At 38.2% G+C, this 14,625-nt stretch carries 16 protein-coding genes and 1 tRNA gene; 6 read left to right on the top strand and 11 right to left on the bottom strand.

The window, feature by feature from the left end:
* Nucleotides 1-221: 221 nt before the first annotated feature.
* The 10 genes from VN447_RS04020 to VN447_RS03985 all read right to left on the bottom strand — a co-directional run bounded on the left by VN447_RS04020 (nucleotide 222) and on the right by VN447_RS03985 (nucleotide 8,514).
* The gene (locus VN447_RS04020; RefSeq protein WP_325523063.1) at nucleotides 222-1,331 is read right to left on the bottom strand and encodes an XcyI family restriction endonuclease; all 1,110 of its coding nucleotides are present in this window, start codon (nucleotides 1,329-1,331) and stop codon (nucleotides 222-224) included.
* 1 nt (nucleotide 1,332) lies between these two features.
* Nucleotides 1,333-1,740: a DNA cytosine methyltransferase gene (locus VN447_RS04015; RefSeq protein ID WP_325523061.1), complete on the bottom strand. Its 408-nt coding sequence runs from the start codon at nucleotides 1,738-1,740 to the stop codon at nucleotides 1,333-1,335.
* Nucleotides 1,730-2,464 carry a DNA (cytosine-5-)-methyltransferase gene (locus VN447_RS04010; protein WP_325523059.1) on the bottom strand — a complete coding sequence of 245 codons (735 nt, stop codon included), beginning with the start codon at nucleotides 2,462-2,464 and terminating at the stop codon, nucleotides 1,730-1,732. Before VN447_RS04010 ends, VN447_RS04015 begins: the two co-directional genes overlap by 11 nt.
* A gap of 228 nt (nucleotides 2,465-2,692) precedes the next feature.
* On the bottom strand, nucleotides 2,693-2,911 hold the full coding sequence (locus VN447_RS04005) for a recombinase family protein (RefSeq protein WP_325523067.1): 219 nt from the start codon (nucleotides 2,909-2,911) through the stop codon (nucleotides 2,693-2,695).
* Entirely contained in the window at nucleotides 2,908-3,012 is a 105-nt protein-coding gene (locus VN447_RS23255; RefSeq protein ID WP_414714877.1) for a recombinase family protein, read from the bottom strand. Before VN447_RS23255 ends, VN447_RS04005 begins: the two co-directional genes overlap by 4 nt.
* Before the next feature lie 53 nt (nucleotides 3,013-3,065).
* Nucleotides 3,066-4,088 (bottom strand): DUF262 domain-containing protein, encoded by a 1,023-nt coding sequence (locus tag VN447_RS04000; RefSeq protein WP_325523057.1) that lies wholly within the window; start codon nucleotides 4,086-4,088, stop codon nucleotides 3,066-3,068.
* A 1-nt stretch (nucleotide 4,089) separates the two neighbouring features.
* The gene (locus tag VN447_RS03995) at nucleotides 4,090-4,701 is read right to left on the bottom strand and encodes a hypothetical protein (protein WP_325523055.1); all 612 of its coding nucleotides are present in this window, start codon (nucleotides 4,699-4,701) and stop codon (nucleotides 4,090-4,092) included.
* 240 nt (nucleotides 4,702-4,941) lie between these two features.
* Nucleotides 4,942-5,373 carry a site-specific integrase gene (locus tag VN447_RS03990; RefSeq protein WP_325523053.1) on the bottom strand — a complete coding sequence of 144 codons (432 nt, stop codon included), beginning with the start codon at nucleotides 5,371-5,373 and terminating at the stop codon, nucleotides 4,942-4,944.
* A 120-nt stretch (nucleotides 5,374-5,493) separates the two neighbouring features.
* Nucleotides 5,494-5,760, bottom strand: a complete 267-nt coding sequence (locus tag VN447_RS23250) for a hypothetical protein (RefSeq protein WP_414714876.1) — start codon at nucleotides 5,758-5,760, stop codon at nucleotides 5,494-5,496.
* A gap of 996 nt (nucleotides 5,761-6,756) precedes the next feature.
* Nucleotides 6,757-8,514, bottom strand: coding sequence for a hypothetical protein (locus VN447_RS03985; RefSeq protein ID WP_325523050.1), 1,758 nt, complete (start codon nucleotides 8,512-8,514; stop codon nucleotides 6,757-6,759).
* A 782-nt stretch (nucleotides 8,515-9,296) separates the two neighbouring features.
* On the opposite strand from VN447_RS03985, the gene VN447_RS03980 reads away from it, so the two are divergent.
* From VN447_RS03980 to VN447_RS03955, 6 genes are all read left to right on the top strand, one after another.
* Entirely contained in the window at nucleotides 9,297-9,605 is a 309-nt protein-coding gene (locus VN447_RS03980) for a hypothetical protein (protein WP_325523048.1), read from the top strand.
* Between the two features lie 12 nt (nucleotides 9,606-9,617).
* The gene (locus VN447_RS03975) at nucleotides 9,618-10,097 is read left to right on the top strand and encodes a relaxase/mobilization nuclease domain-containing protein (protein ID WP_325523046.1); all 480 of its coding nucleotides are present in this window, start codon (nucleotides 9,618-9,620) and stop codon (nucleotides 10,095-10,097) included.
* A gap of 36 nt (nucleotides 10,098-10,133) precedes the next feature.
* Nucleotides 10,134-12,110: a hypothetical protein gene (locus VN447_RS03970; RefSeq protein WP_325523044.1), complete on the top strand. Its 1,977-nt coding sequence runs from the start codon at nucleotides 10,134-10,136 to the stop codon at nucleotides 12,108-12,110.
* Between the two features lie 15 nt (nucleotides 12,111-12,125).
* Nucleotides 12,126-12,827: a hypothetical protein gene (locus VN447_RS03965; RefSeq protein WP_325523042.1), complete on the top strand. Its 702-nt coding sequence runs from the start codon at nucleotides 12,126-12,128 to the stop codon at nucleotides 12,825-12,827.
* 80 nt (nucleotides 12,828-12,907) lie between these two features.
* A complete protein-coding gene (locus VN447_RS03960; RefSeq protein WP_325523040.1) occupies nucleotides 12,908-13,096 on the top strand; it encodes a helix-turn-helix domain-containing protein in 189 nt (62 codons plus the stop codon).
* An 89-nt stretch (nucleotides 13,097-13,185) separates the two neighbouring features.
* Nucleotides 13,186-14,388 (top strand): tyrosine-type recombinase/integrase, encoded by a 1,203-nt coding sequence (locus VN447_RS03955; RefSeq protein WP_325523038.1) that lies wholly within the window; start codon nucleotides 13,186-13,188, stop codon nucleotides 14,386-14,388.
* Nucleotides 14,389-14,495: 107 nt separating this feature from the next.
* On the opposite strand, the gene VN447_RS03950 is transcribed toward VN447_RS03955, so the two are convergent.
* Nucleotides 14,496-14,574 (bottom strand) — tRNA-Arg (locus VN447_RS03950).
* Between the last annotated feature and the right edge of the window lie 51 nt (nucleotides 14,575-14,625).

The raw sequence follows: 14,625 nt of genomic DNA, 5'->3' as shown, positions 1-14,625 counted from the left end.
TTCCAGCAACGCTGTTTTTTCTGTGGCGCAATAGCTTCGGCGTGTTTGTTTTACCTTTGTTTCCATGATTGATACCCCCTTACAAACATTATCTCAGTTCTCAGGGGCGCAAACTATGTGGCGTTACTTTGACGCTTACATATTTTTACATAAAAACATAAATAAAAAAAGCAGGCTTTTAACCTGCTTTCAAAATTAGAATATACACAACTTTATATGAATTACATTCTTCTAGGAATAAGTCCGACAATAGACCTAATCATATTTCCGAATTTTATTCCGCTATTTTTTTTATTGTTAATTATGTCTGTCAATATCCATGTTTGCCTTACCGAGTTAGCCACTTTTATCCGACTTTCTACTTCGTCCGTTATACACGATGCTACTAATATTGTAAGAGCATTGGGATGCTCCGAGAGCGTTTCTTCAAAAGATTTAAACATTGCACCTAGTCTTTCTAAAGCCCCAGCCGGGTCAAGCCCAGCTTTTATCTCTACCGCACCAAGAACACTACCCTCTTTATTAAGTAACTCAACATCGGGCTCAGATGAAAAAATTATTATTGCCCCGTTCTTTACTACAATAGACATACTCTTTTCCGACTTCTTGTTTCTGGTAGTATTTTGCCCAAGTCTCTCAAGAGGGTCAATATTTTCAGCCCTTAGTTCTTCTATTGTCTTCGATTTTCCCTTATTATCGATGATGGATAATACTTCATTATTATCCAATAGGGTCTTCAAAATAAGTGTCTTTATTATCCTTTCGCCTTCAACCCCAATGGCGTTTCGCCAAGAACCATCAATAGTAGTTCCAGCCGTAGCAAACATCATACCCTTTAGACTTTCTTCGTCCAACTTAGTACTAAGACTAACTAATATTGACATTACTTCATTTATCGTTTTTATCAAGGCGTTAACTTTCTCTTCGCCTAAAGCTTTTCGCTCTTTTTTATTTTTTTTAGTAGGCTGCTCCTCAAGTGGTTCTTCTAGTTTTTGAATGCCACTAATACCTGAAATGTATTGAAAACCTTTTTGTGGCATTAGAATAATCGACCTATAATAGCGAATAAATTGGGGTTGAATACGAACAATATTAGGATGCGCAAAAACCAGAATTGGATCTAAGCCGTAAGCATTAACCTTCTCCCAAGCCTCTTCAGATATTCCCCATTCTCCTCTCTGCTCCCAACCGAAAGCACTTGAATTATCTTCAGATATCTTTTTAATATCTTGAAATAAGTCAAAAAAACCGAGAGAATTTAATTTGTTGTAGAAAAAAGTAGATTTTAAAACATAGCTTTCGTAAATTACTTCTTTCGGAACTTTAGGCATCTTATTCATCTCCAAAAAATTGTTTCTTTATCTCATTAGCCAACGCCTCTGCCAATAATGGCGGAACTGCATTCCCTACCTGTCCGAATTGGGTCATAGTTGTCTTTCGTTTTGAGCTATATGAGTCTAATCTTACTCCTACAAATTCCCAGTTCAAGGGGAAACTTTGTAGGCAGGCTAGTTCTCTAACCGTTAACATCCTATCTTCGTAAGGATGAATAAAGTCCCTATATCCGCTACGAGTAACAGTGGGCGAAGGGCTATTAGGGTCTAACCGCCTATAAGTTGACCCAAAAGATTTTTCTTTAGTGCTTAGTTTTTCACCAATTCTTACTTTCTTTATTTTTTCAATAGTTGTAGGTGCGTGCGCCGTTACTTGATGGTTCTGTATTTTTTTATCAATATCCATGACTAGCGATTCTCCCCTTTATCGTCTGGGCAACCCTTTGTGCAGTTTCGGACGGCTCATCTGGGTGAGGAAGGGCTCCTATGGCGTCCCAGACATTCTTGTGTTGGGGCTTATTCAATAACATTGCTTGCTCACATGGTACATGGCTAGGTTCGGGATATTTAAATGGCAAGCCTAATCTATTCCCAACAAAAAAAACTCGTTCTCTCTTTTGAGCCACGCCATAGTCAACTGCATTCAAAACCTTGGGGTCGGCAACTTTATACTGGTAGACCTGTCCATTAAATTCAATTGGCTTTGATAACTCTTCCAACAATAACTCTTTTGCGCTTCCATTATCCCAATTTAATAGCCCTCGCACATTTTCAAGAACAAATCCTATCGGCAATGTTTCTCGAACCACTCGAATGAACTCTTTCAAAAGATGTCCCCTTGGGTCATCTAAACCAAGTCTATTACCTGCTAAACTAAATGGCTGACACGGAGGTCCTCCAATAACCAATGCCGCTTCAAGAGGCTTAAGTCCCGCCGCTTGCAGAATCTGTTCAGATGAAAAATCCTCTATATTACCTTCCAAAACTATTAAATTAGGACAGTTTCTTCGTAATGTATCACAGCATGACGAGTCAGCTTCAACGGCAACTGCAATTTCAAAGCCAGCTTCTTCAAAACCAATGTCCAGTCCGCCAGCTCCACTAAATAAGCTTATAATTTTGTGACTCATATATATAATAGCCCTCCAAAAATGACATAAGTAACTATTCATTCGACATACTTACCTTCTTTCCCTACAAAATATATAGGCAAAATTATATGTTATATTAGTCAAAGTGTGTCAATGTTTACGCCTTGCATAACGACGAGAAAAAGCCGTTTTGGTCTACAAAAAATTACCCTACCCTTATCTAGTTCCCCTATATTGGGGCATAATTCAGCTAACTTCCTTTACTGGCTAGAGCCATTCAAATAGAACCTTGCCATCTTTCCATTGGCGATATACTGCCATAAAGTTATCATTAACCTCTATCCTTGACCTACCAAATTTTATGCCTTTGGCCTTTGCAATATCGATACCTTCCTTTTGTCGTTGTTTTATAGTATCTCTCTCCAATTGTGCCAATGCTCCAAATACAGTTAGCATAAACTGACCTTGCGGAGTTGTTGTATCTATGCTTCTTTAAGGCTAACTAGGCCTACATTTTTACTTTTTAGTTGCTCAACTATCTGCAAGAAGTCAACCGTATTTCTCGCTAGACGGCTAATGCTTTCTATGTAAACAAAATGAGAGGAGCATAGTGTGCTCCTCTTAGCTTTCTTGCTTTATACTAATGTAGTATGATGTGTTTTTGGAACAGCTCTCCCCTAACTACCCTAGAAGCTCGGCTATTCGTATCTGCGTACATATAAGAATAATATCTACTGAAATCGTTCTCTTGTTTTCCAAGACCCTTATTCTGGAATACTTGAGACTCGAACCAATCTAAGCTTTCCCTCATTTTTTCGAGGTTCACATCCAGCTTCTTGATATGCATCATCTTGTAAATCTCGACGAAGAGGATAAAGAAGTTAGAACTACGATACCACATTGAGTCGAGTGGTATATTGAGATTTTTTATTAGTTCAAATGTAGCAACCATATTACTTTTTACTTCTTCGGCTCTCTCGTAGTTATCATTATATTGTACTATATACCGTTCGATTTCCTTGTCCCTATTGAAGTACCCCCCATTCTCTATCGTTACCATTATAAGAATTAAGTAATAGAGGTCTTCCATACGAGTAATTTTGGATTCCGTTAAGAAGGGTAGGTCTGAGTGTTCAATATGCTCTAACACGGCTTTCGCAGTCGAAATGAATTGACCATCATAAATGGCGTTATGTAGCTCAACTTGATTGAGTGAATACTGTGTTAGGTTGATTCGCTTAAAAATCTCTCTAATTGTCTCGCTATCTACATCCCCTAAATCCCGAATGACGATATTGTAATTTATAAATTCTCTCTTTTGGTCGCCAAGGTCTTTGTACTTAGGAACAATGTTCCCAAATACCGTCGAGTCTTCCGGCTCATCAATATATTGAACAATAGTGCTTAATCGCTGTTGTCCATCTACTACGACTTCCTGTGCTTCAATTTTTTCAACATCTATACCGGTCTGGGCAATATATATCTCTGGTATGGGCAATCCCATCAGTATTGTCTCGATAAACCGCTCCTTGTGTTCGCTGTTCCATACAAACTTCCGTTGAAACGGAGGCTGTAGTATTAGCGTTGGGTTAGCACCTGTAATTCTTGAATATAAGTCGGAAATCTTTTTTGTGCTTGGAGTCGCTATCAATTGTTTTGCCATGCTAGTTACCTCTCATCTTCAAAGTCTTATAATGAGCGTCAACCGCTAACCTATAGTACTTTTCTAAGTAATAATAGTTACGGTATAATCCACCACTAACTTCGTAGTTTCCAACCTCCGAGCTACCGTACGAAATCGAATTGAAGAAGTCAAACCATTCTGTTTTTAATATACCAACTTGGAATGAAATCGGGAGTTTATCTGGTCTCATCCAGCCCTTTACCATATATTGCAGAAAAGAATTGTAAAGCTTCTTTTCATTAAAATCAATATTGTATCTCGCTCTATCCAACTCATACTGATAGTCACATATCTTTTTTGTGTAGTGCTCGAATAAGCTTTCGTTTACGATAACCACATCAATATCGGAATTAAGGTTAAAATCAGTTCCCTTATACCAACTAAAACCAAGTTTGGCTGAACCAACGATAAATACTTCTTGAAAGCTTACCTGGAATTGGTTGGCAATACGATTTCTGAACTCAAAGTATTCGCTCTCCTTATCCTTAAATACAAAGGGCGTACCATGGAAAAGATACTTCCTTACTAGTTCAAGCCGTTGAGAATCATCTTGTGTTAAGAGCAACATTCCATCGAATGTCTGAATGTCCAAGCCGAAGCCCTCCTTTTCAAGCCCTTTTCACTATTTGGCATACAGTTACAAATCTCCTGCTTTTTGGCAAAATATTACCTATCACTAATAATGAAAGCAGGGTAGCTCTGTCGCTAATACCCCCCTGCCATGTAATCATTAAGTCCTACCTCACCGCCCACAATCTCACTCGGTGACAAATTATGTCTTGATATAGTAAAACCTGCTTGGGTGTAATCGATAGCCCCTAGAGGATGTTGATTACACCGTCATCGCAACGATGACGAATACACTTCGCGAAATACCTGCTTTATCTAATATTACCTTAAAAGTTTTAGAACAAAAACAACTTGTTTCTACCATACGACCCCAAGCCGAAGCAAGTACAAGATCATTCTCTTGCCACTTATCACCTAATAAGTTTTTATGCTGGCCTTGCCATCTTTTATACTGTCGCATCTCTTTTGCCATCTCTTCCGGCAGTGGTATCTGTCTTCGAGATTTCGCTGTTTTGGGTTCTTGAAACTCTTCTTTAGTTCCATGGCTAGTGATAATGGATCGTTTTATATAGATGATACCTTTGTCCAAATCCACACAATCCCAACGTAAGCCAAAAAGTTCTCCTAGCCGGACTCCAGTCGAGATTGCTAATAAAATTGCCATATATGCCATTTCACTTGCTTGTTTTGCCACCTTAATTAGCTCAGCAGACTACTCCTTGGTAAGTGCTCGTATTTCCTGTTTAACAAGCTTTGGCGGATCAACAATCACGTGAAATATTTCTGATTATAAGCCCTTCTTTAACTGCCTGATCTAAGCCATGATTAAATAGCGTCGAGTATTCCTAACCGTTATGCTCGATAATCCTCGGCATTCTTTTACTTCCTGTCCATCTACTACGCTAGTTCTTTCCCTCTCACCTTCTGCTATTAAACACTGGATTAATCGCCGAATATCAGCTGTCTTTAATTTTGCCAGCGGCACATCACCTAGAACTGGTTTTACATAGAGCCGAAGACAGCTCTCATATTTATCAAAGGACTTAATCCTAACTCTAGGCTCGCATAATCCTGTAGCCATCTAGATACCCATTCCCAAAGCGTAATTTTATCAGAATCAGCAGTAAAGCCATTTCAGTTTGTTCTAGCCACTTCTGCCCAATTTTAAGAGAAGCCGATTCACCTTTAAGGCTTTTTACTTCAGCACCCTTTATTTTTTTCGTTTAGATTTCCCGGTCACAGGGTCTCGGTAGACCGTAATTGTGAGCATGCTTTTTCTCCATAAAAGCTCATGCTATCAATCTGCCCTAGTCTTAAAAATCTATATACTCTATACAATACTTTGCTATATTATTTAGTAAACGGTCCGCAAATCGGTCCTCAATTTACTGGAGCGGGCAAAGGGATTCGAACCCTCGACCCACGGCTTGGGAAATCGATCAGCAATAATATGATAACTGCGGAGAAGGTGGGACAAGTCCGTTGCGGTTCTATCGAACTTCTCTTCAACTGCAAAATTTCGTTTACACTATGCTTCCCCACTTTCCCCAAAGATAACGTGCCCCCCTCTATACAATAAATAGGCAATTGAAAATGGTTGGGGATAAAGGGAAGTCCGTTACATATACCATTACAAAAGTACTACTGTTTCTTTTTTCCGTAACCACTTGTCCGGGCAATATAAACCAGCATGTTAGATGAAATGCCCCCTTGACGCAGTTGCCTTAGTACATGGCACAAATCAATTAATCCCAACTAGTCGCTACGTACTTTCGGTTTAACCCCTTAAGTTTGGAGTCTTGTCGCATTATCGTGCGGTAGTATATCCACAAGTTTGCAGGTTCATTATTATAATATATTTGAGTAAATAATGGAGAATTAGGAGAACATGCTGCATTTGACATCTCCCGGTATAACTTTGATTCACAACCGAGTTGTTCTAAAATCCCTTCATAGAAACGCCTGGGATCAATTGGAAATCAGACAAATACATAACTGAAAATTTACTGCATCCTATAAGGCTTTGAAACGTCAAATAGTTGTTGCCTTGCTTGTGCCTCATTTGCATAATCTATCTTCATTCGCATGTTTTATGTATCTTCAGATCCGCATCCTGATAATCAGGATGTAAGCATTTAAATAGTTTCTTTTGCATCTTCATCTCTTTCCACTTACAGTACTGTCTTAATTTATCTGTCCCCATAATACTTTCAGCTATTTGGGTTATATCTAAGTATTTACGTGATTCTGTGTCCTTCAAAGGTGTGACTCGTCTTAGGTATATATATAGTTGCTTTTTTATCTCAAGCTTTGTTTTCACCAATTTATCAGACTCCTGTGCGAGCAGGGAGTTTAATGTATTTAAAAAACAAATTATTTCGTATAATTCATTTGCCTTATCTCTAATCATGAGGTCTGGAGATATATCCTCTTCCCTTAAATCACGTAATATCTCTAAAAACCTTTTATTTTTCCGATTTGTTTTACCGCCATTATAACCATATCTCAATGCAACTCGGTGAAACTCACCTACCTTTCCAATTTTTTTCATTCTATAGATAATGCTTGTCACGCAACCTAATGGTTTTTCATGAAATTGACATTCTTCATAGAGAAAGATTATCCAAAATAATTCATGAGCAGTAACTACATATGGTTCATCTGCCATGTTATAAAGAAGGAAAAGTCGTACTAATTTTACATAATCCGCAGAATGCCGTTGAACAGCTATGGGATATACCTCACTACCTAAGCATTCAGCGATGTATCTTTCATTCTCCTTAATGAAGTCTTCTACCGGTTCTAATCTATTAACAAATTTCACCCAAACGGTATTACTTTTGCTATCACTTTTTTTCTGCATATCTGAATACTTTGTTAGTAAAAGCTCATTCAGGCGTAGCCTCTTCTTCAAACTATCTAAAGCTCCAGCGCTTTTATCATTAATGTAATCTAGTGATATCTCCAAACGAGGTTCCTTTAACGAGTCTGAAATTCCCAATAATCGGAAATTATAAAAGGCACGCAAAAACAAGTTGTCAAAACCCTCAAATGTCACTTGTTTTCCCGTATTTAGCTCCTTTAAATATACCAGTATCATAGTTAACAAATCATCTCGGACACTAATTATGTCTTCCTGCGAAGGAGAAATAAGTTCTTTTAGTACACTATCGACAATCACTTTGGTTGTATAATTAAGACAAAACCGGAAATTTTCCACAAAATGAACAATATTCAATGCATCAATAAAATTTATACCTTTTAAAAGCTCTTTCTGGATAAAGAACACGGAATCTTTATAAGGATTATCTTCTTCATTCCTAAATCGCCAAAATGATGATTCACTTATATTTTCTAAAATCCCCTTTTTCCCCTTTAATGCGCACCTAAAAAGAATTAATAATAGCTGATGAATCTGAAATTCCTGTTCTGGTAACCAATTTTGTTTATAATCTAACCCCAAAAATTGTTTCAAATATTTCTTCTTTTTATCTAAATAATTGAAAATATTTCCAATGTCAGTATTTTCTTGTAATTCTATTTCGCGAATTAGTTGACTAAGACTACTTTCACTTTGATCACTATTAAAGCGATAGTGATTATGCGCATCAAATAAATTATTACTGTCACTAAACAAGCGCAAGGAAAAATTTTTCCTAATTTGATCCAATTCTTTTGTTCTTACTACTACTTTTTTAGAAACTTTTACTATCTTATCTGTTGTCTTCTCACGCTCTACTAAATGACCAAGTTCACGACAATATTCAATAAATTCACTAACCATATCATCCCAACTCAAATCGATCTTTTTCTTTGAAATCTGACTACCCTCCATACTGATTCCCCCTATAAATAAAGTAGCGTATTTTCTCGGCCACAAAAGTACTCGGAATTTTTAGCCACAAATTTAGTGTGAAATCATTGATGCAGCGGCTTGATTTCTCACGTCGGAAAAAATTCAGATATTGCCGTAAGTCAGCTTTAAGTAGTTAACTAGAGTAACTCTTGTAACACCACGAAATTGCTCTCAAGCATAGCCCGCATGAGATAATGAGTCCGAATACACGCTGTGGCTACTGTCGCCAAATACTGCTTAATCCGTTCTAACGGTAACAAATAAAACCGGAAACCTTTTCCATGAATTGCTTCAAGCTAACACAGCTAATTCCTATATTATAGAAGTGCTTTTCAAGACGCTGCCAAATAATTATCTTATTTCCCCATTTTCCCCTCAAAATTAGTACTCTCCAATGCTTTATAGGTAAGGAGTACTAAAAAATGGTGGGGAATTTGGGGATAGATTTATCATATAATCGTCAGTACTACTATTACAACCACTGGCACCACTTTACCTATTAGGTTATAGTGGTGCTTTTTTTTATCTAAAATTCAACTCGTATTATTATTTATAGGATATCGTTCTAAATTTTGCTACAAAAAAGCTAAGCACTTAAAAGACTTAAAAAATCGTTTTGCATGTCCAAAATTGGACAGTTGTATATAACAAAATTGACTAAGGTTAAGTTCTATAGGCCATTCGTTTTTTTAGGTATTATTTAAGTAAATTTACTACAAAAAATGCCGTAGTAAAAATTAGACAACAGGAGTGAATTGGGCATGAAAAGTGATTCAAGAAAAGATGCAGTAATCGTACTCCGTACCACAACTGAAAAAAAAAATTATCATCGGAAAAATGCCGAGTCAATCGGCAGCAGTCTTACTGATTACTTCCTAAATAAAGCCGAAGAGCATATCATTGTATCGCCTTTATGTGGGCGTCAAATGGTAAAAGTATTGCACTCGCTTTACTTACAACTTCTGCAAATAGAAAGTAGGCAAGTAGATACCCGAGAAATTCAATCAATCCTAAGTGAATATGCCCGCCTTTTGCGTGACCATATGAATATGTTAAAAAATTCCAACTAAGAGGTGAATCTAATGTCAATTTTAAAATTTGTTAACCACAATAATCGAACCCTGGAAGAGCTTGAAACTTATCTCACCAATCCTGATAAAACTGCTCCCGACTTAATTATCGGATTTGGTGTAGATCCTTACAATTTCGTGGAACAAGCGTCTTTCGCTGCATCTTTGTATGAATGCAACATTAGTCTTTTATCCTATTGGCACATTATTTTATCATTTAATAGCGACGTCCTGGAAAAAGTTTCAATAGACTCAGTCAAAGAAATTGTAACCAGAGTCGGACATTTATTCTGTTCAAATCACCAAGTCTTAGCTGTTATCCACACAGATAAACCGAACATCCATGCTCATTATTGCATTAATGCAGTAGGTATTGACGGCAAACAGTTTCGCCAAGGACAAAGCCTGTATACCTATAAACAGATCGTAAACCAAATTTTGCAACAATACGGGTTAAGCCCTATTTACTGTTATAGCGGTCAACCAGCTTAACGTGTAACTCATCATAAATCAAGGGGGAAAAAAACTGTGTACCAGCTTCCTAAACCATTTCAACCGAATGCATCACTACTTTCAGAAAACCCATTCAAACCGGGTCAACCAGTACCAGATCCTTATGACTATGAGCCACAGGCTCATAGTCTACCTACTACCTGTCTTCAATTGAATACTGATGAACAATACCAAAACCCGTTCGAGTCGTCCGAAACTTATTCGAAACGAACGGGGGCTCAACTGGTCGCGTTTGTTGACCCGGCCTTAAAAGCAAATACATTGCCAGTACTATCTGCTAAAACAACAGATTCTCGTGTACTTGGCGATAAATTTGTTGAATCCAACAGCAACCTATATGTTCTTATCAACGATCAGAAGGTATTTCTGGCCAATTTTGTTATGAGGGTTACCGATAGGATTTGCCGTAAAACTATTAGCAGCTCAACAGAACATGTTACCGTTAATATCCTTAATGGTACATCTGAAGCTACATTGTCACTTCCCTTGATTAAATACAAAGGACTGCTGGCAGAAATAAAAAGCAAGTACCCAGAATTTCGGCTGAATGCCAACTTTAGTAACTCCTATGCATTCTTCTCTGAATACGCTTCTCTGGTTTATGAAGAATCTTTAGGAACGCTTACTTATGCAACAACTTATGAGTATGCTGGTTGGGAAAATGTAAACGGCAAAATGGTTTACTTGTCACAACGTTTACCATATTGTTGCTCTACAAGGTACGTGTGGGAAGTATCGCCCTGCGATATTCTGTCTATCTATCGCCAAGGACTAAACTTTCTTTCTGTAAGCAAAGAGCCTAAAACCATTTTGCCACTGTTTTTATATGCACATGTCGGCTACACCGCTCAATTATTTGAAACAGCCGGTCATGAAGTCCAGTTTATCCTTATGGTTGTCGGCAAAACAGGCAGTTTTAAAACATCTGTATGCAAAGAGCTGTTTCAAGCCTTTAACACGGAAAAGTTTCTAAACTTCCAGTCAACCGCTCGCGCCATTGAACTACAGCGCAATGAGTGTCGTGATATGACATTATTACTGGATGATATTTTTTCTAGCAAAGACACAGATGCAATAAAAAAATTCGCCGACGTACTCCGTGTTTTCGGCGATAATGCATCCAAAGCTAAGTCTAATGCAGCGTCTACTAAAATAGAACGATTTGATGTTCGCGGTGCAGCCGTCGTTACTGGCGAAAACGACCTAAACACCCAACAGTCATCTCGTCTAAGATATTTAACCGTTCCAGTAGACAACACTAGCTTTGATGCTGAAAAACTAAGAATGTTCCAAAACAATACAGTAGCCGCAAAAATGCAGAACCAGCCATCAATAATTCAGCATTACTTTAGCGCCTATATTCACTATCTGGAGGATAACTATAATGACATAGTATATCTTATCACTCAAACCGACAACTACATAAAGCCATTAGATATTAAATTCCCACGCCTGAACATGATTTACAGGGTTATGATTGCTACCGCCCACATTGTAGTCCGTTTTGGTCTCACCTATGGCGCTATAAGCGAGGCAGATGCAGAAACCATGCTTTCTTGCTGGGAGGATATAATTCGTACCGTAATTCTGGAAAATCAAGCTGACAGTACTACTTGCGAACCCCACATTGCTTACTTAGAAGCATTAGCGCAGGGATTTGCCTCTGGGGATATCAAGTTGGCAAATGACAAAGAAAATTATTTTCAGAACGGGCGCGATTATATCGGCTTTATTGATAACCAGCACGGCAAAATGTTTCTTGACTACCAAAAAGCTTTCCGGTTTGTCGAGAAATATTATTCTGAGTTGCGTGTTCCATTTGCGTCCACAGCTACTGAGGTTCATAAGGTTCTCTATGAGAAGGGTTTTAGCGAAGGCTATCAAGAAAGCAGTGGACGTCCCCGCTACCTAAAAAAAGTATCATATGACAACCAAAAACTTCAAGCATTGTGTCTAAAATGCGTTACCTTTGAAACATTAGTATCTAAATAAAGGGTGTGTATAATCATGTACAATCAAGCAAATCAGAGTATCGAAGTACAAAAGTCACGAAATTTTGCACTTATCGGTGAACAAGGTGCAGCCATTTTCAAAACACCGGAAGAACTTTATCATGCCTTGCCATTTTGCAAAAGTGTTTGTTGTAATGTTTTCGCGCACGAAGAATTACAATTGCTGATGTTTATAGTACATCAGTACCACCCATACTACACTTTTATAGATGATAAGGCTAATCTTTCCCCACTAAAAATTCCAGCTTCTGCTTGTTATTTTGCAGTTCAAAATCAAGAGTTACTAGAAGCTGACCGAAACAATTCGCAGGGAGATTTATGCGTTAACCAAACTAATGTTTCTCCCCTTGTAGGTTATCCCTCTTTTTGGGGGGTAACTGGATTAAATGGTTTTTGCATCGTTAATGGCTCAGAGCAATTAATTGCTGCCGTTTCTGATCCGTCATTCCTTGTAGCTCCACATGCCTGTTGTTTTTTTAGTGATATAAACGGAGCCTATCATTGGGCTCGGCACGATTATATAAGGCGATTCTATCGTCATTACCCGGCAACACAAGAAATGATTAGTCTACCGTTTAATTGTAACCCCGAAAACCAACCTGTGTACATTGACCCAGCGTTTCAAGAACGCGAAGAGCGCTGGAGAAATAATAATAGTTTTGAATGTTTTAACGACTTGTATAAATTTGGGTTTTAATTCCCCAATTATGTAAAAGTACCTTTACATAATAATATATCATATAAATAAGAAATAATATTTAACCGGAGGTATTGCATATGAAAATTTTTACTGAACGTGAACTGGCTAACGAATTAGGTGTATCGCCATGGACAATTCGTCTGTGGCGAACCAAAGTCAATTTGCCTTACTTTAGGACAGCAGGTCGTATCTTTTATAGGATGGACTCCATACTTCAATGGATGCAAAAAGAAGAAGAACTCAACGCCATCAAAGATGGATCTTGATAAAAAACTTAACTAGATTCATTATCTATTTAAAAATTAAGGGGAGCTATAAGCAGCTCCCCTTAAAATATGGAGGAGGCTAAAAACCCATGCCCAGCTTTGGTAGTGTACAGAAAACAGGCAAGAATTCATGGAAACTTGTAGTCAGCAGTGGCTTTGATGGTGCTGGTAAACGCATACGCCATACAAAAACTATTCATACCACTAGTGACAATGACGAAAAACAGGAAAAGGAAGCACGTCAGCAGCTGGCCTTGTTTATATCTGAAGTAGAAAAAGGCAATACTTCTAGCAGTGGTAAAATCAACTTATCGCAGTTCTGTGACTTATGGCTTAAAAACCATGCTGATCGTCATCTTGCCCCTAAGACAGTTCAAAGATACAAACAATTCATATATTCTTGGATATTACCTACTATGGGACAAATCCAACTTGTCAAATTAAAGCCCATTCAAATACTTTCTTTCTATGGCAAACTTGAAGAAGATGGTATCCGCAAAGATGGCAAAGAAGGCTCCTTATCACCTCGAACCCGCTTACACATTCACCGGCTATTGCATACCATATTGCAGACTGCTGTTCAATGGGAATACCTAAACACTAACCCTGCAAGCAAAGTAAAGGCTCCCAAAGCTGAACGGGCTAAAATCCGCATACTAGACGAAGAACAGACAGTAACATTTATACTGCACCTTGATAACGAAGATTTAAAATGGAAAATGTTGTCTCTTTTAACCTTGGCTGCAGGTCTGCGACTCAGCGAGGTAATGGGGATTGAATGGCAACATATCGATCTTGATAAACAAACCTTATCTATTGAACAAAGTAGTCACTATATAAACCGCGTTGGAATAATCACAAAGTCAACAAAAAACCAATCATCCGAAAGGCTCATATCACTGCCAAAAAGTATCATTGAGTTATTAAAGCAGTACCGCTCCCATCAAAACACTGAGCGTTTGCGACTTGGTGATAAATGGCGGGATAATGACCGGCTTTTCACTCAATGGGATGGCAAGCCTATGAGTCCCAGCAGTTTCAATATGTGGTTAACCGGCTTCTGCTCCCGAAGTGAACTACCTAAAATAACACCACAAAGCCTGCGTCATTTATCAGCCACTGTGCTACTAAATAGCGGTATATCATTAAAAAATGTATCAGGGCGATTAGGCCACGCCAGGACATCAACCACAGGTGATATTTACGCACACTTCTTAAAGTCAACTGACAAAGTAGCTGCAGAAAAAATGGACGAAATACTAAGCCTCGGCAAAGAAAAAAAGCAGACCTAAATAGTCTGCTTTTTTGTTTATTGGCGCTGGTTTTTCTAGAGGTGTCACTGATACTGTCACTATATTTACATAACAAAAGGCCTCCAGATGTCTGGAGGCCTTTATTTTGGTGCGCCCGGGAGGACTCGAACCACCGGCTGACGCGGTTTAGGAAACCACCGCTCTATCCACCTGAGCTACGGGCGCATATCCCTCTTACGAGGTTTTTCACCATTTCTAGCCTCTGCTCCATACCAA

The organism is Sporomusa sp. (genome assembly GCF_035561155.1).
GTDB lineage: Bacteria > Bacillota > Negativicutes > Sporomusales > Sporomusaceae > Sporomusa.
Note: the sequence above shows the minus strand (reverse complement) of the source record. Positions and strands in the feature narration are given on the sequence as shown.

Coding starts and splice junctions, on each gene's coding strand:
- VN447_RS03985 (WP_325523050.1), bottom strand. CDS start 8,514: ATGGAGGGTAGTCAGATTTCAAAGAAAAAGATCGATTTGAGTTGGGAT.
- VN447_RS04000 (WP_325523057.1), bottom strand. CDS start 4,088: ATGGCAAAACAATTGATAGCGACTCCAAGCACAAAAAAGATTTCCGAC.
- VN447_RS04015 (WP_325523061.1), bottom strand. CDS start 1,740: ATGGATATTGATAAAAAAATACAGAACCATCAAGTAACGGCGCACGCA.
- VN447_RS23250 (WP_414714876.1), bottom strand. CDS start 5,760: ATGGCTACAGGATTATGCGAGCCTAGAGTTAGGATTAAGTCCTTTGAT.
- VN447_RS03980 (WP_325523048.1), top strand. CDS start 9,297: ATGAAAAGTGATTCAAGAAAAGATGCAGTAATCGTACTCCGTACCACA.
- VN447_RS03965 (WP_325523042.1), top strand. CDS start 12,126: ATGTACAATCAAGCAAATCAGAGTATCGAAGTACAAAAGTCACGAAAT.
- VN447_RS03955 (WP_325523038.1), top strand. CDS start 13,186: ATGCCCAGCTTTGGTAGTGTACAGAAAACAGGCAAGAATTCATGGAAA.
- VN447_RS04010 (WP_325523059.1), bottom strand. CDS start 2,464: ATGAGTCACAAAATTATAAGCTTATTTAGTGGAGCTGGCGGACTGGAC.
- VN447_RS03960 (WP_325523040.1), top strand. CDS start 12,908: ATGAAAATTTTTACTGAACGTGAACTGGCTAACGAATTAGGTGTATCG.
- VN447_RS03975 (WP_325523046.1), top strand. CDS start 9,618: ATGTCAATTTTAAAATTTGTTAACCACAATAATCGAACCCTGGAAGAG.
- VN447_RS04020 (WP_325523063.1), bottom strand. CDS start 1,331: ATGCCTAAAGTTCCGAAAGAAGTAATTTACGAAAGCTATGTTTTAAAA.